The sequence below is a fragment of the Thalassovita sp. genome (genome assembly GCF_963691685.1).
Classification (GTDB): Bacteria; Pseudomonadota; Alphaproteobacteria; order Rhodobacterales; family Rhodobacteraceae; genus Thalassobius.
The window spans coordinates 25,761-44,042 of the sequence record NZ_OY829290.1; the positions used below are offsets into that span (position 1 = coordinate 25,761).

Here is an 18,282-nt window from a genome sequence, read left to right on the forward strand (position 1 = left end):
ACACAGAAGCGGCGTAGGGAAGGGGCAAACCCAGCATGAGGCAGGCAGATGCTAAATCAGCTCCCCCCTTTGCGTCTGACCGGCGCGACCGTTCTGCGGGACGGTGAACTGCAAGATCGTTCCGTTGCCATTGAAAACGGGCGGATCACCAAGGGCCCGCATCCGGCGGTGGACCTGTCGGGCTATTACATCCTGCCTGGGATCATTGACCTGCATGGCGACGCCTTTGAACGCCACATCGCCCCGCGTCCGTCAGCGCCCTTTCCGATTGCCACCGGGCTGCGGATGACCGACCGCGATGCGGCGGCAAACGGGGTAACCACCGCATGGCTGGCACAAAGCTGGTCTTGGGAGGGTGGCATGCGCAGCCCGGCCTTCACCGAGGAGGTGCTGGATACGCTGGTGCGCTACCGCGCCGAATCGCTGACCGACCTGCGCCTGCAAATCCGTTATGAAACCCATATGATCGACAGCGGTGACCAGCTACTGGCGGCGATCCGGCGCTATGGTGTCGACTATGTGGTGTTCAACAACCACCTGGACGAAGCGCTGATCGGCGCCGAAACCAATCCGGCGATGATTGCGCAATGGGCGGCCCGCAATGGCCGCACCGCACGGGAACATCTGCGCATCGTGGAGGAGGCCAATGCCCGCTCCACCGAGGTACCGCGCCATCTGTGCCGGCTGGCTGAGGCCTTTGATACGCTTGGCGTGATCTACGGATCGCACGATGATGAAAGCGCTGAACAGCGCGAACACTACGCGATGATCGGCGCACGGATCTGTGAGTTCCCGACCAAACGGCCGCCGGCAGCTGCGGCTGCGGCGATGGGGGATCCTGTGTTGCTGGGGGCGCCGAATGTTGTGCGTGGCGGGTCGCAGGCGGGCAATATTTCAGCAACGCAGCTGATCCGCGAAGGGCTGTGTGATGCGCTGGTTTCTGACTACTTCTATCCGGCGCTGTCTCAGGCCGCCTTTGCGCTGGTGGATCAGGGCGTGCTGACCCTGCCAGCCGCCTGGGCGCTGATTTCAGAACGGCCCGCCGACATTCTGCGGCTGGCAGATCGCGGTGTGATTGCCCCCGGCAAGCGGGCCGATCTGGTGGTGGTGCATAAGGAAAGCCGCGCTGTGGAGGCGACAATCAGCGATGGCCGCTTGTCCTTCCTCGCCGGGGAGGCGGCACAGCGCTTTGTGAAACTGCAGGCTGGCAATGTGCCCCTGGCGGCGGAGTGATCGGTTAAATCTGGCCACAGGGATGAACTGTCATTCAGAGGTCACGCAACTGTCAAAGACCGCTGCTAGGGTCACCTCAAGGGACGTATCAGGCGCCCTTTTTCAATAGGTAACTCTTTTCCATTATCCCCAATTTGAGACCCTGTCTTGCGGCCCCTCCCCCAGGGGCCGCATTTTTTTGAGGTCGCGTATCCGGGTGGCCTTACGCTTCGTATTTTTCCAAAAACGCCTCAGCCGGCATCGCGCGGAAATCAGGCAGGGCGTCCTTCAGGCGGGTATGATCCCAGTCCCACCAGGCCAGGGCGATCATGCGCTCAGCCAACGCTTCGGGAAACCGGCGGCGCAATGGCTTGGCGGTGACGCCTGCGACGATGGTGTAAGGCGCAACATCCTTGGTCACCACCGCTCCTGAGGCGACAACGGCGCCATGGCCAATAGTGATCTCAGGTTTGATCTGGGCGTTGTGGCCGATCCAGACATCATGACCGATCCGCACCCGCCGTGCCGCGCGGGCGGCAAAGAACAATTCATCCACGCCAGCGTCATCCCAATAGTCATCAGAACGATAGAGGAAATGGTGCATGCTGGCAGTGTGCATTGGATGGTCGGTGGCCCCGATCCGGACATAGCTGGCGATATTGGCAAACTTGCCGACATCGGCATTGGCCACATCCGCATAACGATCGCAGTAGGAATAATCGCCAAAATCCGCGTTCTGCACGCGGCTGCCTTTGCCAACCTCGCAGTAGCGGCCAAAACTGGCGTTTTTCAGTTCAACATCGGGGTGCAGGAACGGGGCGTCCGCAGTCAGCCGGGGCATGGTTTTTCCTTTCCTAAAACTAAAGGAGGCCCGCCGGGGGGAGGTATCCGGCGAGCCTCACAATAAGGGGGCGGGAGGCTCCCCTCATCCTTTGATCAGCTTGCGGCGCAGGATGCCCGACAGCCAATCCATCAGCATCACCATCAGGATGATCAGCACGATGTAGTAGGACACCTCTTCCCAGTCTTTCTGGGTGATGATCGCCTGTGTCAGCAGCAGGCCAATCCCACCCCCGGTGATGGCCCCGATGATCGTGGCCGAACGGGTGTTGGATTCCAGGAAGTAGAGCACCTGACTCAGCAACACCGGGGTGATCTGCGGCAGCACGCCAAAGCGGTAGCGCTGCAGCGGCTTGGCGCCGGTGGACTGGATGCCCTCGATCTGTTTGCCGTCAACGTTTTCCAGCGCTTCCGAGAACATCTTGCCGAAGCTGCCGGTATCCGTGATCAGGATCGCCAGCGCGCCGGTCAGCGGGCCGGGGCCAAAGGCACGGGACAGGACAATCGTCCAGATCAGCGCGTCCACCCCACGGAAGAAGTCAAACATCCGACGCATCGCAAAGCGGATCGCCAGCAACGGGGCAAAGTTCTTGGCCGCAAGGAAGGCCAGCGGCAGTGAAACCATCGCCGCCCCGAAGGTGCCGAGGAAGGCCATCAGGATCGTTTCAAAGATCGCCCAGGCCACATCGGCGTGACGCCACATCTTGTTGGTCCAGAAGTCGTTGGCAATGGCAACCGCTTCGCCGCTGGTGGCGCGGCTCAGCAGTTCCCCCAGACCCATGCCGTGGTAGGGGCTATCCAGGGTGAAGAAGAACAATTCCCAACCGTAGTTGTATTTGAACACCTCAGACCGGTTGCGGGTTACCGTCAGGCGGCCCGCATCGGTGTAGATCGCCAGCCGGTTCTTGGAGGCATTGATCCATTCGGGCACGTCGCCCTCAGGCAGCTGCGCCTGCACACCACGGCGGCCCGGTTCCGTGACCACAAGGCCATAGCCGGGGATGTCATAGGTGACCTGTTTGGGGCCAAAGGTCACGATGTGCCCGTCGCCCAGATCGATCACCGTTTCCTCACCCAGCGCCACCCAAGCAGGGGCTTCGCCGTCCGGGTAGGCGCCCTTGCGCTCACCCTCGATGGCGATGCTGACGGCGGCGTTGCGGTTGTCACGGGTGACATGGGTTTTGTAGCTGTAGCTGTCCCGGATCAGTGTTTTACCGTTGTCCAGATTGGCGCGTTCCGACAGGCCGGCCATATCGAAGGCCACAAAGATATAGGCAAAATAGGCCAGGATCAGCGCGGGCAGGCCAAAGGCCAACAGACGTTTGCGCAGAAACAGCGTATCGATCTGCGGCTTCAGTGTGGTGGGATCAGATGCCATCGTCATTGCACGGCCTCCTTCTGTTTAGGGGCGGTTTGTGCGCCGTGGGTCAGGCGATGACGCAGGGCAGAGGACAGCTGATCGACCAGCACGATGGTGCCAAACAGCAAGAGGAAGATCGCGGCGGCTTCATCATATTGGCCCTTGCCCCAGGACATGGCGTTTTTCAGGTCATAGCCAATGCCACCAGCGCCCACGAAGCCCAGAATGGCCGAGGCGCGAATGTTGATCTCAAACCGCAGCAGCGCGTAGCTGAGGTAGTTCGGCGTGACCTGCGGCATGACGCCCAGAACCATGCGCTGGGTCCAGTTGGCCCCCACCGAATGCAGCCCTTCGACGGGTTTGAGTGAAGCGTTTTCGTTCACCTCGGAAAACAGTTTGCCGAGCGCCCCGGCGGTGTGCAGCGAAATGGCGATCATCGCCGGCACCGGGCCACCGCCCAGCACAAAGATCAGCACCAGTGCCACCACGATTTCCGGGATCGCGCGGGTGATGTCCATCAGACGGCGGAACAGCGGGATCAGACGCGGCCAGCGAGCCAGACCACGCGTCGACAGCAGCGACAGCACAATGGCGATCATCGCGCCCAGCAGGGTAGAAGCGCCAGCGATGTTGATCGTCTCAATCAGCGACGGCAGGAAGGTCAGGAAATGGGCCGGCATCTCGGCCAGTTTCTGGCTGGCTTCGCCCAGAACCTCGGCGGGGAAATCAAACAGGCGGTGCAGCCCGTCAAAGAAGCTGCCAGCGTTGCGGTCATCTGCGGTTTTGAAACCGGCGACCATCAGAGCAACAAAAACCGCCAGCATGACGGCGCTATAGACCCGTTTGCGGCGGGTCATCTCCAGATAATTGGAACGGATGTCCTCAATCGGGGAATGGGTGGTGAGATCGGCCATGGGTACCTCATGTGAAAACAGGCCCCGGCACGGAATGCGGGGCCTGTTTTGTGAAAGAGCAAAGCTTAGTTGGACTTCAGCTTGCGTGCTTCGATGATGACTTCATAGGCGTCGTGGCCGATCGGCATTACGCCTTTGGCTTCGCCGGACAGAACACCGTAGGCACAGTCAGGATCGATCGACGGCAGCGAGGCCATCAGCGCGGTGAACTTGACCTTCACGTCTTCGGGCAGGTCTTTGCGCAGAACGATCGGGCCTTCCGGGATCGGCTTGGACTGCCAGATTTTGACCAGCTCGTTCATGTCAACCAGACCAGCGTCAACTGCGCGACGCAGGGCGCCCGAGTTGTAGCCATCTTCCCAGTTGCCCAGACCGTCGGCCCAGGTCACGCCGCCGTCAAAGTCACCGTTGTAAACACCAACGATGGTCTGCTCATGGCCGCCCGAGAATTTCACTTCGCCGAAGTAATCGCCCGAGGTCATGGTCGAACCGGTGGCTTCAGGAATTTCGATCGAGGGGATCAGGAAGCCCGAGGTCGAGTTCGGATCGCCGAAGCCGAAGGTCTTGCCCTTCATCGCTTCCAGGCTGTCGATGCCGCTGTCTTTGCGGGCGAAACCGATCGAATAGTAGCCGTAGCCGCCGTCAACGTTCACCTTAACCAGGATCGGCTCAACCGCTTCGGGGTCCGACAGGTAGGTTTTAGCGTAGCCCGAGGCGCCCAGCCAGGCCATGTCGATGGTGCCGCCCAACAGGCCCTGGATCACACCGTTGTAGTCGGCCGGGGCGAAGAGTTTGGTGGGCACACCCAGCACTTCTTCGGTTTTGGCGCGCAGGCATTCGTTGTTGTTCAAACGGTCCTGTGCGTTTTCGCCGCCCAGGAGGCCGATGCGGAATTCGGTGATGCCTTTGTCCTCGGCAAGAACCGGGGTGGTCAGGGCGGTGGTGGCCAGAACGGCCGCGATCAGTTTTTTCATCTTACTCTCTCCGATGTTGATGCCCCGTGGCCTGTGCCGCGGGAGATGAAAACTTGGTCTTAACGATTAAGCTGGGATGGCTTCCGGGGTGTTCAGCGCCTCAATTGAGGTGCTGGTCGCCGCCTCTGAGAAGCTGGCGTCGGCGCCGTAGATGTCGCGGGCCACGCCGGTGGTCAGCTGCGCCGGTGTTCCGTCAAACACGACGCGGCCGTGGCGCATGCCGATCACCCGGTCGCAATAGCGGCGCGCAGTGTCGAGGGTGTGCAGGTTGGCGATGACCAGACGGCCATCTTCGTCATGCAGGCGGCGCAGGTCGTCCATCACGATCTGAGCGTTCATTGGATCAAGTGAGGCGATGGGTTCATCGGCCAGCACGATCTTGGGGTCCTGCATCACGGCGCGGGCGATCGCCACACGCTGCTGCTGACCACCCGAAAGCGCCTCGGCGCGTTTGGCGGCGTGACCGGCGATGCCCAGACGTTCCAGAATGTCCAGGGCCCGGTGGATGTCAGCGGTCGGGTAAAGGTTGAACAGGGTCGCTGCGGTGGAGCGTTTGTTCAGTGTGCCGTGCAACACGTTGGACACAACATCCATCCGCGGCACCAGATTGAACTGCTGAAAGATCATCGCGCAGTCGGCCTGCCAGCTGCGTTTGTCCGCGCCGGTCAGGCCGGTGATGTCTTTGCCGTCAAACAGGATGCGGCCGCTGCTGGCATCTTCCAGTCGGTTCAGCATCCGCAGCATGGTGGATTTACCGGCACCCGAGGCGCCAATCACCCCGATCATCATTGGCTTGTCGACTGTGATCGATACGTTGTCGACCGCCGTGTTGGCGCCAAAGACCTTGGTGAGATTTTCGATTGTCAGCATGTCATGCCCCCGCTTCTTCAGGGCAGTCTGCTAGAGATGCTCAGAGTCGGGGATTTGACAAATCGATTAAAGTTTTGTGACGCGACACCCGAAGATGCGCCAAATTTCTGTTACAAAAATCGGAATTTTCTTTTAAGATTAGTGGATTAGCGTGTCGTTGAGTTTTGTGACCTTCGCCAGCCAGCCCAATTGGCATGTCTGCTCTTTAGTCCTGCGTGCGCACAACGGAACGAAACAGGTGGCCGGGCAGCACGATAAAGCTTTTCGAATAGCGCGCCACCATGCGACCGGGATTGGTCACCATGCGCCAGAGCCATTCCATCGCGATCTTACGCACCCACAGCGGCGCCCGTGTCTGATCGCCTGACAGGAAGTCCAAACCCGCCCCAACCGAGGCAAAGGACAGCTTGGGCGCGAACTGACGGCCAAAGGCGGCAAAGACTTCCTGTTTCGGCGCCCCCAGCGCGAGGAAGCACATGCGCGCGCCAGCCGTTTGGGCCGCATTTAACACGGCCGCGGCTTCGGGGCCTGTCGGGTTGAACCCCATCGTGGGGGAGTTCTGGTAGACGATTTTCAGATCCGGCAGAGCCTCACGCAGGGCAGTCGCGGCTTTGCTCAGGCTTTCGCCACGGCTGCCGATCAGTGCAATTGGAATGCCCATTTCGGCGCAGAGCCGGGCGATGGGATACACCAGATCCGATCCCGGCTGCAGTTCCACCGGGCTGCCCGCCAGTTGCGACATCCAGACAATCGGATTGCCATCGGCGACCACGATATCCTGTTCGGCATAGGCATGCTGAAAGGCCTGATCGGTTTCCAGCTTGACCAGATGATCCATGTTCAACGTTGCCAGTGCAAACCCCTGACCAGCCGCGAAATACTGTGTCAGCTTCGCCCTCAGATGCGACCAGTCCGGCGTGTTCACCGAAATGGAATAGGCTCTGATCCAGAACTTCATGTCTTGGCCTCGGGTGCGGCGTGCTTCATGGGCTACGTTGGTCGCTTTTCACATGCATTCTATCGTTGCGGGATTGAAACCTGTTTGCACAGACAATGGTCCCGGGTCTAGGCTAACTTTACAACAAAATGCTGTCAGATTTACAGAATGACTGTGCATTTGTCTCACAACGGGCATCGGACTTAATGACACAACAGGTGCAAGGTAAAGTGGTGGTGATTGGCTGCGGGTTTGTGGCGGATCTGTATATGCGGTCGTTTGAAACCTTTCCCAATGTGACGGTTATTGGTGCGTACGATGTGATAACGACCCGCGCCGCGACCTTTTGTAGCCACTGGAACATCCCTGCGTTCAAATCTCTGACTGCTGCGCTAGATTCCCTGCCCGAAGGCGGCATTGTGCTGAACCTGACCAACCCGTCGGCACATTTTGAAATCAATCAGGCGGTGATTGAGGCCGGGCACCATTGCTATTGCGAAAAACCCCTGGCGATGGACATGACGGACGCGCAGGACCTGCACCGGATGGCGGAGGAGCGTGGCGTGATGCTGGCCTCAGCCCCTTGCAGTGTTCTGGGTGAGGCGGCGCAAACCCTGGCCAAGGCGGTGCGCGATCAGGTGGCGGGCGTGCCCCGGCTGATTTACGCGGAACTGGATGATGGGTTTATCCCGCAGGCCCCGGTGGAGGATTGGCGCAGCGAAAGCGGCGCGCCCTGGCCCTATGAGGATGAATTTCGGGTCGGCTGCACGCTGGAACACGCGGGCTATTACCTCAGCTGGTTGATTGCGATGTTTGGATCGGTGCGCACGGTCGTTGCGGCCTCGGCTGAGGTCCTGCCTGACAAACGCGGTGTGCGCGGTGGCGCGCCAGATGTTTCTGTGGCGACGTTGTTCTTTGAAAACGGTCCGGTGGTGCGGCTGACCTGTTCGATCGTGGCGCCACATGATCACCAGATCCGGGTCATCGGTGACACCGGTGTGCTGGCCTTGCGCAAGGCCTGGGACAACGCGGCGCCCGTGCGGTTTTACAAACGGTTCCGGCTGCGCCGCCGTTTGATTGATAGCCCGTTTGGCAAACGGATCCGATTGACGGGACCGACCCACCCCAAGGTCGGGCGCCGCGGAGCTGCGGCGATGAATTTCACGCTGGGACCGGCTGAGATGCTGGCGGCGCTGGCCGAAAATCGCCCGTGCCGGCTGTCCAATGATTTTGCGCTTCACCTTAATGAGGTCACATTGGCCATTCAAAACGCGGGCGAAGCGACCGGGGCGCAGGCGATGACGACCACATGCACGCCGATGGACCCAATGGATTGGGCGCATTAAGATCGGCGGGGGCGAGAGGAATTCTGACGTGCGAGATGAGGCGCCGAACGTGGGCAGCAGTGTGAAACATGAAGGCAAGGGGGCTGACGCGCCTGTGTCGCTGCGCCTGCTGATCACCGGCGCCACGGGCTATCTGGGCCGGGAGCTGGTGCGCCAGTGCCTGATCGTGGGCCATCATCTGACGCTGATCGTGCGCGATGCCTCGGCCTGCCCGATTGAATGGGAAATCGATCAACGGATTGAGATCATCGAAGGTGATCTGGTGGAATTGAAGGCGGTGCCACAGTCCGATGTTGTGCTGCATCTTGCGGCCTCTCTTGCCGGGGATGCCGCCACCCAGCAGCGTGACACGGTTGAGGCCAGTCGCAGCCTGTTGATCGCCGCGCTGCGGACCGAAACGCCGCCTGCTTTTGTGCTGGCCAGTTCGATGGCGGTTTATGGGGCAATGGGCTTGCGACCCGGCGAAGTGGTTGATGAAACCACCCCGCTGGAAGACGCCGCTCATCTGCGTGACACCTACTGCCGGGCCAAGCTGGGGCAGGAGTTGTTGTTCAGCACCGCCGCCTCAGACGCAGGCCTGCCGCTGCAGGTGCTGCGGATCGGTGCCATCTGGGGCCCGGGCCGGCTGTGGAATGCGCATCTGGGGATTGGCCTGGGACCAGCATTGCTGCGCCTTGAAGCGGCTGGGGACCTGCCTTTGGCGCATCTGCGGCACGCCGCGCAAGCGCTGCGACTGGCGGCTGAGGCTGCCGGGCGTGGCGAAAGCGCGGTGGTCAATGTGGTGGACAGTGATTTGCCCAGCCGCGCGCAGTATCTGGCTGCGCACCGCAAAACGGGTTGGCCACGTCTCACACTGCCCTTGCCCTGGCGCTGGCTGGAGATTGTGGCACGTCTTACCGGATCGCGTCTGCGGTCCGGGCTGCTGAAGACCCCAACCCTACGTTATCGAATGTTGCCGCTGTGCTATGACAACGCCGCCTTGCGCCGCATGGGCTGGCAGCCAGAGGCCGGGTTTGACGACCTGATGGAAGAGGCGCTGCAAGCCACCCCTCCGCAGGAGGCACCGCGTGGCTGAACCGATCAAAATCGCCTATCTGACCGGGGAATACCCGCGCGCCACGGATACGTTTATCCAGCGCGAAGTGGCGGCCCTGCGGGAACAGGGATTTGAGGTCGCCACCTGCTCAATCCGCCGCACCGGCGCCGAACATCTGGTTGGGGAGGAGCAAAAGGCCGAAGCGGCCCGCACCTTTCACGTGCTGGAAGCCGCCGCGCGCCCTTTGACCAGCCTGCGCGCTCACCTGCGCGCCCTGACAGCGCCCGCGCGCTATCTGCGCGCCCTGCGCCTGACGTGCCAGACCTCACCCGGTGGGGTGAAACCAATGCTGTATCAGCTGTTTTACTTTGCCGAAGCCGTAGTGCTGGCCGATCATCTGCGTCGCCAGGGCGTGCAGCATCTGCACAATCACATCGCCAAGGCCAGCTGCACCGTTGCCATGCTCTGCCAGGAGCTGAGCGGCATCCCCTATAGTTTCACGCTGCATGGGCCGGATATCTTCTTTGAACCCATACGCTGGCGTCTGGATGTAAAGATTGCCCGGGCCAGCTTCACCGCCTGTATCAGCGATTTCTGTCGCTCGCAGGGGATGAGCTTTGCCGATCGCGCCCATTGGGAGCGGATGCATATCGTCCACTGTGGGGTGGAGCCGGAACGCTACGTGGATGCATCGCCCGCACGGCCGGGCAATCATCTGTTGTTCGTGGGGCGGCTGGCGGCGGTTAAGGGCGTGCCGCTACTGTTGCAGGCGGTGAAAGCGGCGCGCCAGATCAGGCCTGATCTGCGGCTGACCCTGATCGGGGACGGGCCGGAACGCACCTGGTTGCAAACTGAAGCCGAGGCGCTGGGCCTGGCGGAGGCGGTTGATTTCCTGGGCTACAGATCTCAGAGCGAGGTGGCAGAACATCTGCAGCAAGTCGATGCATTGGTTCTGCCCAGTTTCGCAGAAGGTGTGCCTGTGGTGCTGATGGAGGCGATGGCGGCTGGCCTGCCTGTGATCACCACACAGATTGCCGGTATTCCCGAGCTGGTGGAACAGGGCGTCAGTGGTCAGCTGATCCCTCCAGGGGATGCCAAGGCGTTGGAGCAGGCAATCCTGATCCTGCTGAGCGATCCGGCACAAGCGGCCGCGATGGGGGCTGCCGGGCGCGCCAAGGTGCGGGCTGAGTTTGACATTCAGCAGGAGGCCGCGCGGCTGGGCCAGCTGATCCGATCCTATCTGGCAGGTCATCCGCCCCCCGCCAAACGACCGGACGTGGAAGGGGCCGACGGATGAGCGGCCCAATTGCAGATGCCTCCGTCGCCGCTGTTGCCATTGGCCGCAATGAAGGGGCGCGGCTGATCCGCTGCCTGACGTCGCTGAAGGATCAGGTGGACCGGGTGATCTATGTCGATTCCGGCTCGACCGACGGTTCGGTTGCGGCGGCGCGTGAGATGGGGGTTGAGGTGGTCGAATTGGACACCACGGTGCCCTTCACCGCCGCCCGCGCCCGCAACGCTGGCTTTGCCGCATTGGGCGACACCCCGCCGCGGTTCGTGCAGTTTGTTGATGGCGATTGTGGTGTGGCGCCCGGCTGGATCGCTTCGGCCTTAGCAGGCTTTGACGGGCGGGAGGATCTGGCGGTGGTGACCGGCTGGCGGTCCGAAATCCACCCGGAGGCAAGCATTTACAACGCTTTGGTCGAGTTTGAATGGCACCGCCCCGCTGGGGAGATCCCCGCCTGTGGCGGCGACATGATGGTGCGCAGCGCGGATTTCATCGCGGTGGGCGGCTTTGATCCAACGGTGATCGCCGCCGAGGATGATGAGTTTTGCACCCGGCTGCGTAAGTCGGGCAAACGGCTGTTGCGGATCCCGGTGGCGATGACGCAGCACGATGCGGCGATGACGCGGTTTGGCCAATGGTGGCAACGCGCTGTCCGCTCGGGCCATGGGTTTGCGCAGGTCGGGGATCTGCACCCGGAATACTTCCGCCCGGAACGTCGGCGGGTGATGATCTTTGGCGCCCTGCTGCCGCTGCTGGCCGTGATTGGCCTTCTCGCTCGGATGCCACTCCTGTGGGGGGCGCTGGCGCTTTACGTGCTGTCGTATGTCCGCACCGTTCAGGGGCTGCGACGCGAAGGTCTGCCGCCGAGGGCAGCACTGCATCAGGCGATTTTCCTCAGCCTGTCGAAATTTCCCAATCTTCTTGGAATGTTGCGCTACTATCTGCGCAAATCGCGTGGCCGCGCCATGCGCATCATTGAGTATAAGTAAGGAGGCCCGATTTGGCCCAGTCCCCCAAACGCATCGGCATTATCGGCGCTGGCTATATTGCCACATGGCACGCGGATGCGCTGAAGGCCTCACCCCACGCCACGGTGACAGCGATCTGTGATCTGTCGCCATCGGCGGCGCAGGATCTGGCGGCGGGCTATGGGGCGACGGCCTATGGATCGGTGGAGGAGATGCTGGCCGCGAACACCGTGGATGCGGTGCATATTCTGACGCCGCCCAATCTGCACCGGCCGATCGCGTTGCAATGCATTGCGGCGGGGCTGGATGTGCTGGTGGAAAAACCGGTGGCCGAAAGCGCCGCCGAAGTGGCGGAGATTACGGCTGCAGCCAAGGCGGCCGGGGTGCAGTTTGCGGCCGGTCACAACTTCCTTGCAGTGCCGGCCTATGGCCGACTGAAGCGGATGGTGCAGGATGGGCGCATCGGGCGGCTTTCCGCGCTTGAGGTGCAGTGGAACCTGCCGCTGGCACCGCTCAGATCCGGGCCCTATGGCCTGTGGCTGCTGCGTGATGCCAAGAACCTGCTGCTGGAACTGGGGCCACATCCGTTTTCGCTGGCTGTGGATCTGCTGGGGCCGCTGACGATCAAACAGCTGGAGGTCAATCACCCGATCACCCTGCCGGGCGGCGCGGTACGCCATCAGGGCTGGCGCATTCTGGCGGAGGCGGGCGATGTGGCGGTGACCCTCAACCTGTCGCTGGTGGAAACCCACGATGATCGCTCAATGACGCTGCGCGGGTCTTCCGGTGTGGCACGGATGGATTATGCCGCCGATACGTTGGTCGTGTCGTCTGACAATGCGGCGGACTTGGTGCTGAACCCGTTTCTGAAACAGATGTCCCTTGCCGGGCAACACCTGCGTGAGGGTGTGGTGAACGCGGCGCGTCAGCTGGTGTCGCTGAACCAGAAATCGCCTTATGGCCTGAGTTTCCGGGGCATGGTGGATGCGGTCTGGGGTGCTGCGCCCGACACCCGGTTCGGCCCCGATGCGGCGCTGCAGGTGATGCAGGCAATTGATGATACCCTCGCCAAACTGCCGACCCCGGTTGAGGCAAAGCCGGCCAAAGGCACGCCGAACCCTACCGTCATGGTGATCGGCGGCACCGGGTTTATCGGCCGCAACCTGACCCGTCGGCTGGTGGCGCAGGGCTATGACGTGCGGGTGCTGAGCCGTGGCAGCCATGGACCCTTTGACGATATCGCTGACCATGTGGAAACCGTGGCGGTCAGCCTGCGTGATCTGGAAGGTCTGACCGAGGCGATGCAGGGCATGGATGCGGTCTTTAACCTGGCCAAGTCGATGGACACCACCTGGGAGGCGGCGCTGGAAAATGACGTGGGCACCGCCCTGCGCGTGGCGGAGGCGGCACAGGCCGCGGGCGTCAAACGGCTGATCTACACCGGCACCATTGCGTCCTATGACATGTCAGACCCCGAACAGGTGATCACCGAACACACCGATTTTGGCGACATGTCCGAGCGGAACCTCTACGCCCGTTCTAAGGCCGAGTGTGAGGCCCGGCTGTTGGAGATGCATCGCAATCAGGGGCTGCAACTGGTCATTGCCCGTCCGGGCATTGTGATCGGCGAAGGTGGGCCGCTGCAGCACTGGGGCATTGGCCGCTGGCATGGCGCCGGCGCGGTTCGGATCTGGGGCAATGGTCGCAACATCCTGCCCTTTGTGCTGGCCGATGATGTGTCAGACGGGCTGATCCAGATGATGGTTAACGACGCCGCTGTTGGGCAGAGTTTTAACCTGATTGGTGAACCGATGCTGTCCGCGCGCGGGTATTTTGATGCCATCCATCAGTCCTTGGGTGCGCGGATCAAGGTGAGGCCCGGCCATCTGCATGTGTTCTGGGCGGCGGATGCGGTGAAATATGCGCTGAAAACCAAGCTGTTGCGCCGTCATGGTGTGGTGCGCCCCTCGCTCAAAGACTGGCAGAGCCGGGCGCATTTTTCACCTTTTGACAATGCGCATCCTAAGGCGGTTCTGGGCTGGCGCCCCGAGGCGGATCAACAACGGTTCATTGAACGTGGCATTCGCGATGCCAATCTATTTGGTCTGTAAACCCTGATCGGCGTCGGGCCTTAACCACGATCGCGGCACAATTTTGCCTAGGTTCTGGCGTTACCTGTCAGGGAGAACGTGCGCGATTCGCCCGAAGTTCGGGCATGTGATGTTGAAAATCGTGCCAACAACACTCTGACCTGAGGGGCTGACACCCCAAGGGACAGGGGAAGGCAAAGTATGGTTGAGCAGTCGAAACGATTTCGCCGTGGCATGCGGCAGCGTCCAGCGAAGGCGCCAGAGGAGGCCCCGGTTGATCCACCGGTTGATCCACCGGTTGAGGCCTCTGTTGAGGTGCCGGCGGAGGTGACTGAAGCTGCGCCTGTTCAACGCCGTGGCCTGTTGTCGGGCAGTGGCCGCTCCGCTGAGGAGATTGCCCGCGAAGACCGTGCCCTGCGCTCTGCCTTTCCGTTTCTGGATCTGGATGATGTTGAGGTGGACGCAACGGAACGGGCGGAAGAGGTTGCGCCCGTCGCTGCACCTGAACCGCTGATCCTCAACCCAGACACCGAAGTGACCCCTGAGCCGGAGGCAGAGCAGCCGTCCGAACAGCCGCCGGGGGATGATGGCTGGAATGACCTCGGCCCGATGCCCGTGCAGCGTCAGCAAATGATGCGCAATCTGATCATCACCGCCAGCCGCAAAAACCCGGTGCATGCCGCCTTTGATGTGCTGCGCGCGCGTTTGGTGCAGGCGCTGAGTGACAATGGATGGCGCCGTGTCGCGATCACCTCCCCCACGCGGGATTGTGGCAAAACCTTTGTCTCGGTCAATTTGGCGGTCGCGCTGTCACGATATGAAAACTGCCGCACGGTTCTGATGGATATGGACATGCGCAACCCCAGTGTCGCCAAAACGCTGGGCCTGCGGGATGTCGGCAGCATGGGCGCTTACCTGCGTGGTGAGATTGAGACTCGCGATCAGTTTTTCAAGTTCGATCAGAACGATATGTCGCTGGGGGACAATCTGGCCATCGCGATGAATGATCGTGTGGAACCCTTCGCCAGCGAGTTGATGCAACAGCCCGCCACCCGCGATCGTCTGTCCCGGATGGAGGCGGAACTGCACCCTGATGTGGTGCTGTTTGATCTGCCGCCAGCGCTGGCCAATGACGATGTGATCGCCTTCAAATCCAATTTCGATGGGGTTCTGATCGTGATTGACGGCACCCGCACCAGTGGCGCCGAAGTGCGCGAAGTGATGCGCCGTCTGGGTGAGGATGTGCCGCTTCTGGGGGTGGTGCTGAACAAGGCCGAAGACGCCACAGGTGACGAATACGGCTACTGAGCCGACCTGCCATTAAATAGTAGACAGGAAATCCAGGATCCGCGCCTTGAAGGTCAGCGGCGCCGCACCCGTGGCCAAGGTTGCCGGCGTTGCCCGCCAGAACCAGCTGCTGCGGCGTGGCTTTTTCAGCTGCGGGATGATGACCACTGGCCGGATATCCAGTTCATTCTCCACATGGCGGCTGGTGCGCAGAACCGGACTCATCAGCTCCAGCAGAAAGGCCATGCCAAGCGCAGCCAGCAGTGAGGCCACGCCACCCGCCATGGCGATCTTACGTTTGCCTGAGGAAACCGCGTAATCCGGCACAAGGGCTGTTTCCAGCACTTCAAACCGTTCGAATTGATCCTGGCTTTCCAATTGGCGCGCCATGGCCGCTTCGGTCCGGCGGGTGGTGACGGTCTGATATTCCGCCTGCAACTGTTCCAGCTGCCGCGACATCAGGGAAAACACCCGTTCGACCTCCGGAGCTTTGGCAAGCGCCATCTCAACCACGGCCAACCGTTCGTTCACCAGCGCCACCTGCTGGCGCAGAATATCGGCCTGACGCGCGCGTTCGTCGGCGCGCAGCCGTTCTGAGCTGGTCTCAATCTGGATTAGCTGATTTTCCAGCTCCAACTGATTGGTGCGCAGCCGCGCCAGCTGTTCACGCTGATCGGCGATGGCGCTGGGCAGTGACGGGGCGTTTTGTTCCTTGTAGCGGGCAAACTCAATTTCCAGCGCTTCGATGGCGGCGCTGATCCGGTCCTCTTCGGTTTCAAAGAAGGCCAGGGTTTGGGTTGTCTGGCTTTCGCTGCGCTTCTTGCCCTCAACCAACACCTGCGCCAGTAGCTCATTGGCCACCTCAGCGGTCTGCACCGCATTGTCCAGCCGCACCGTGATCACCAACCCCGAGGGCTGCACATCCGGCCGCCAGGCCTGGGTGGGATCGATCAGTTCGACAATCTCAACGGATTCGCGCAAAGCGGCGACCTTTTCGCCCTCGGTCAGGCTGCTTTCGCGGCTGAACAGATCAAATTTGTCGACCACCGCGGCGACGCTGTCGCGCGACATCAGCTTCTGTTCGATCAGTTTCAGCCGGTTGCGGTTGTTGCTGGTGGCAATCGCGGTGGAACCGGGCAGCGCAGCGGCCACTTGCGGGGCCTCAATCTGGATGACCGCGCTGGCCTCATAGGTGGCGGGGCGGTTCAGCGCGTAGAGCACAGACAGGATCGAGCCACAAAGCGCCACGACACAGATGAAGAACGCGCGGCGGCGGATCACCCGGTAGAGGCTGGAGAGAGAGATCAAAGGGCTCATGTTACGTCCTGTTGTGCGGTACCGTCGCGAAACCTGCGGGCCAAACACGCCCGCCATGACTGTGTCACAATTTAGCAGCCCCGCCGTATTTCTACCAAGATTTTAAGGCAAATATGGCGGAAACAATCTAATTCCAGATCGTAAATCAGCGCCACATTTGTGCCTTATTTGGCCGGAAATCCGCTGTAAGGCTGGCCTGACACCACGGACCAGACGGTTTCCTGCATCAATGCTGCGGTTTCCGCCGCGATTGTTTGCATATCGCTGCCATCGGCGCGGGTCAGCTGATGCGGCAGACCAACGGGCGAGTGCTGGTAGAGCACAGCAAAATGGGTCAGCGCCACCAGATAGGCCCCCAAATCGTTGATATGGATCGGGTCCAGCTCACCCGATTCGCTGCGTTGGAACAGGCTTTGGCGATCTGTCACATCGGTGACGCCACCCGCCGCCTCAACCCGGCGGGTAAAGGCGGCCATGACCTGACCTGCCGGGATCAGGTGAATTGGCTGGCGATCAGGGTCCTGCGCAACCGCCGGCCAGAGGATCTGATCCTGCCAATAGCGCGTCAGATCCCGGTCCAACCGGGTCACCCAACCCTCAGGATCTGTGACCTCATGCCAGGTTTCATAGAGGTAGACACGGACCGCGGGATTGCCGGCGCGCGCGGCTCTGGCCCAACGGGCCAGATAGTCCGCAGTTTCAAAATAGGCGATGGCATCGCGGATCTCGACCATCTCGGTCAGGACAACGGCGTCGTAATCGCCAGAGGCCAGTGCCGCTTTGGCGTCGCGGTAATTGGGGTGATCGTTTTCGCTGTCAAAACCATTGATCGGCTCGGACGGATCCCAATGGGCGCGCAGCGGGGTGCCCCAGCCCAGTTGCGAATGATGCTGGGCTGCTGTGCCACCTGCGCCAAAATGGGCCGTGACCAGTTGCTGCAACATCACCGGCATATCGCGGCCCACCAGCGAATGACCCAGGTGAAACACCTGCATCGGCTCATCCGGGGCGGGCAACGGAACGCTGTAAAGCGTGTCGATCTCCTGCGGGGTCAGGCTGGCGGGCGCGCGCAGAACTGTTGCCCCCGTAAGCGCGGCGAGACCGGCCAGCGCCACACCAGAGGCCAGCCGCCAGCGGCGTTTAAGCCAAGGCAATATAGCGCCGCCGGGCATCTTAGCGATCTTCCATCATACAGCAGGAGACGACATAGCGATCCACCTCAGCAAAGCCACCTGTGGCCACAAACCCGGTCTGGAAAGACCCAACATCCTGCAGAAACGTTGCCTCAAAGCGATTGCCGTCAATCGTCACATTCAACGTGTGAAAATCGCAGATTTCACCGGTCAGCGGGTATTGCGCCTTGTAGACAGCTTCCTTGATCGAAAACAGCGCCTTGATCCGACGGGCCCGGCGCCAGCGCGGGATCTTTTTCAGGTCCTGTTCCTCTTGCTGGGTCAGGATGATCGGCCAGGCTTCTTTCTGCAGCGGCGCGTCGCCTTCAATGTCCAAGCCGATCGAACGCCAAGTTTTGATGTGGCAGACCGCCGCCAAGCACAGGCTGTCACAATGGCTGATTGAGCCAACGATGCCGGCGGGCCAAACCGGGGTGCGATCGCGGGATCTGGGGATGGCGCTGCGGCGAAATCCGATCTCACTCAGCGCTTCGCGCCCGGCGGCACGGCCAGCCGAAAATTCGCGCAGGCGCTTGGGTACGGCGCGGGCCACGGCCTCTTTTTCGGAGTCCATCAACAGATAGTTGTCAGACCGAGGGTCTGTGACGCCAATGCCGACCTGAGGTCCGAACAGTTCCTGAAGTGCGAGGCGGACCCTATCTTCTTTCATG

General features: G+C 61.3%; 16 protein-coding genes. 7 read left to right on the forward strand and 9 right to left on the reverse strand.

The genetic code is table 11. The features are described 5' to 3' along the window. Nucleotides 1–48 precede the first annotated feature (48 nt). Nucleotides 49–1,233 carry an alpha-D-ribose 1-methylphosphonate 5-triphosphate diphosphatase gene (locus tag ACORLH_RS00140; RefSeq protein ID WP_321830571.1) on the forward strand — a complete coding sequence of 395 codons (1,185 nt, stop codon included), beginning with the start codon at nt 49–51 and terminating at the stop codon, nt 1,231–1,233. 202 nt (nt 1,234–1,435) lie between these two features. Here ACORLH_RS00140 and ACORLH_RS00145 read toward each other — a convergent pair whose 3' ends face one another. From ACORLH_RS00145 to ACORLH_RS00170, 6 genes are all read right to left on the reverse strand, one after another. After that, a complete protein-coding gene (locus ACORLH_RS00145; RefSeq protein WP_321830572.1) occupies nt 1,436–2,053 on the reverse strand; it encodes a chloramphenicol acetyltransferase in 618 nt (205 codons plus the stop codon). Nucleotides 2,054–2,137: 84 nt separating this feature from the next. Next, nucleotides 2,138–3,436: a phosphonate ABC transporter, permease protein PhnE gene (phnE, locus tag ACORLH_RS00150; protein WP_321830574.1), complete on the reverse strand. Its 1,299-nt coding sequence runs from the start codon at nt 3,434–3,436 to the stop codon at nt 2,138–2,140. Then, nucleotides 3,433–4,326 carry a phosphonate ABC transporter, permease protein PhnE gene (gene phnE / locus ACORLH_RS00155; protein WP_321830575.1) on the reverse strand — a complete coding sequence of 298 codons (894 nt, stop codon included), beginning with the start codon at nt 4,324–4,326 and terminating at the stop codon, nt 3,433–3,435. Before phnE (ACORLH_RS00155) ends, phnE (ACORLH_RS00150) begins: the two co-directional genes overlap by 4 nt. Nucleotides 4,327–4,391: 65 nt before the next feature. Continuing rightward, on the reverse strand, nt 4,392–5,300 hold the full coding sequence (phnD, locus tag ACORLH_RS00160; protein ID WP_058242581.1) for a phosphonate ABC transporter substrate-binding protein: 909 nt from the start codon (nt 5,298–5,300) through the stop codon (nt 4,392–4,394). 66 nt (nt 5,301–5,366) lie between these two features. Continuing rightward, the gene (gene phnC / locus ACORLH_RS00165; protein ID WP_058242582.1) at nt 5,367–6,170 is read right to left on the reverse strand and encodes a phosphonate ABC transporter ATP-binding protein; all 804 of its coding nucleotides are present in this window, start codon (nt 6,168–6,170) and stop codon (nt 5,367–5,369) included. A 205-nt stretch (nt 6,171–6,375) separates the two neighbouring features. Then, the gene (locus ACORLH_RS00170) at nt 6,376–7,128 is read right to left on the reverse strand and encodes a WecB/TagA/CpsF family glycosyltransferase (protein ID WP_321830579.1); all 753 of its coding nucleotides are present in this window, start codon (nt 7,126–7,128) and stop codon (nt 6,376–6,378) included. 185 nt (nt 7,129–7,313) lie between these two features. Here ACORLH_RS00170 and ACORLH_RS00175 point away from each other — a divergent pair, with 185 nt between their 5' ends. From ACORLH_RS00175 to ACORLH_RS00200, 6 genes are all read left to right on the forward strand, one after another. Then, entirely contained in the window at nt 7,314–8,453 is a 1,140-nt protein-coding gene (locus tag ACORLH_RS00175; RefSeq protein WP_321830580.1) for a Gfo/Idh/MocA family oxidoreductase, read from the forward strand. A 28-nt stretch (nt 8,454–8,481) separates the two neighbouring features. Then, on the forward strand, nt 8,482–9,528 hold the full coding sequence (locus ACORLH_RS00180; RefSeq protein ID WP_321830581.1) for an NAD-dependent epimerase/dehydratase family protein: 1,047 nt from the start codon (nt 8,482–8,484) through the stop codon (nt 9,526–9,528). Beyond that, on the forward strand, nt 9,521–10,786 hold the full coding sequence (locus ACORLH_RS00185) for a glycosyltransferase family 4 protein (protein WP_321830583.1): 1,266 nt from the start codon (nt 9,521–9,523) through the stop codon (nt 10,784–10,786). Before ACORLH_RS00180 ends, ACORLH_RS00185 begins: the two co-directional genes overlap by 8 nt. Beyond that, nucleotides 10,783–11,766: a glycosyltransferase gene (locus tag ACORLH_RS00190; protein WP_321830584.1), complete on the forward strand. Its 984-nt coding sequence runs from the start codon at nt 10,783–10,785 to the stop codon at nt 11,764–11,766. The genes ACORLH_RS00185 and ACORLH_RS00190 overlap by 4 nt, the downstream gene beginning before the upstream one ends. Before the next feature lie 11 nt (nt 11,767–11,777). Beyond that, nucleotides 11,778–13,856 carry an NAD-dependent epimerase/dehydratase family protein gene (locus ACORLH_RS00195; protein ID WP_321830585.1) on the forward strand — a complete coding sequence of 693 codons (2,079 nt, stop codon included), beginning with the start codon at nt 11,778–11,780 and terminating at the stop codon, nt 13,854–13,856. Nucleotides 13,857–14,036: 180 nt separating this feature from the next. Next, nucleotides 14,037–15,143, forward strand: coding sequence for a CpsD/CapB family tyrosine-protein kinase (locus ACORLH_RS00200; RefSeq protein WP_321830586.1), 1,107 nt, complete (start codon nt 14,037–14,039; stop codon nt 15,141–15,143). A gap of 12 nt (nt 15,144–15,155) precedes the next feature. On the opposite strand, the gene ACORLH_RS00205 is transcribed toward ACORLH_RS00200, so the two are convergent. From ACORLH_RS00205 to ACORLH_RS00215, 3 genes are all read right to left on the reverse strand, one after another. Beyond that, nucleotides 15,156–16,439 (reverse strand): GumC family protein, encoded by a 1,284-nt coding sequence (locus tag ACORLH_RS00205; protein WP_321830589.1) that lies wholly within the window; start codon nt 16,437–16,439, stop codon nt 15,156–15,158. Between the two features lie 164 nt (nt 16,440–16,603). Further along, nucleotides 16,604–17,593 carry a hypothetical protein gene (locus ACORLH_RS00210; RefSeq protein WP_321830591.1) on the reverse strand — a complete coding sequence of 330 codons (990 nt, stop codon included), beginning with the start codon at nt 17,591–17,593 and terminating at the stop codon, nt 16,604–16,606. Between the two features lie 19 nt (nt 17,594–17,612). Beyond that, complete coding sequence (locus ACORLH_RS00215; protein WP_321830592.1) at nt 17,613–18,281, reverse strand: 4'-phosphopantetheinyl transferase family protein; 669 nt, start codon at nt 18,279–18,281, stop codon at nt 17,613–17,615. Between the last annotated feature and the right edge of the window lies 1 nt (nt 18,282).

Coding starts and splice junctions, on each gene's coding strand:
- phnE (WP_321830574.1), bottom strand. CDS start 3,436: ATGACGATGGCATCTGATCCCACCACACTGAAGCCGCAGATCGATACG.
- phnD (WP_058242581.1), bottom strand. CDS start 5,300: ATGAAAAAACTGATCGCGGCCGTTCTGGCCACCACCGCCCTGACCACC.
- ACORLH_RS00205 (WP_321830589.1), bottom strand. CDS start 16,439: ATGAGCCCTTTGATCTCTCTCTCCAGCCTCTACCGGGTGATCCGCCGC.
- ACORLH_RS00200 (WP_321830586.1), top strand. CDS start 14,037: ATGGTTGAGCAGTCGAAACGATTTCGCCGTGGCATGCGGCAGCGTCCA.
- ACORLH_RS00170 (WP_321830579.1), bottom strand. CDS start 7,128: ATGAAGTTCTGGATCAGAGCCTATTCCATTTCGGTGAACACGCCGGAC.
- ACORLH_RS00140 (WP_321830571.1), top strand. CDS start 49: ATGCTAAATCAGCTCCCCCCTTTGCGTCTGACCGGCGCGACCGTTCTG.
- ACORLH_RS00215 (WP_321830592.1), bottom strand. CDS start 18,281: ATGAAAGAAGATAGGGTCCGCCTCGCACTTCAGGAACTGTTCGGACCT.
- phnE (WP_321830575.1), bottom strand. CDS start 4,326: ATGGCCGATCTCACCACCCATTCCCCGATTGAGGACATCCGTTCCAAT.
- ACORLH_RS00145 (WP_321830572.1), bottom strand. CDS start 2,053: ATGCCCCGGCTGACTGCGGACGCCCCGTTCCTGCACCCCGATGTTGAA.
- ACORLH_RS00175 (WP_321830580.1), top strand. CDS start 7,314: ATGACACAACAGGTGCAAGGTAAAGTGGTGGTGATTGGCTGCGGGTTT.
- ACORLH_RS00190 (WP_321830584.1), top strand. CDS start 10,783: ATGAGCGGCCCAATTGCAGATGCCTCCGTCGCCGCTGTTGCCATTGGC.
- phnC (WP_058242582.1), bottom strand. CDS start 6,170: ATGCTGACAATCGAAAATCTCACCAAGGTCTTTGGCGCCAACACGGCG.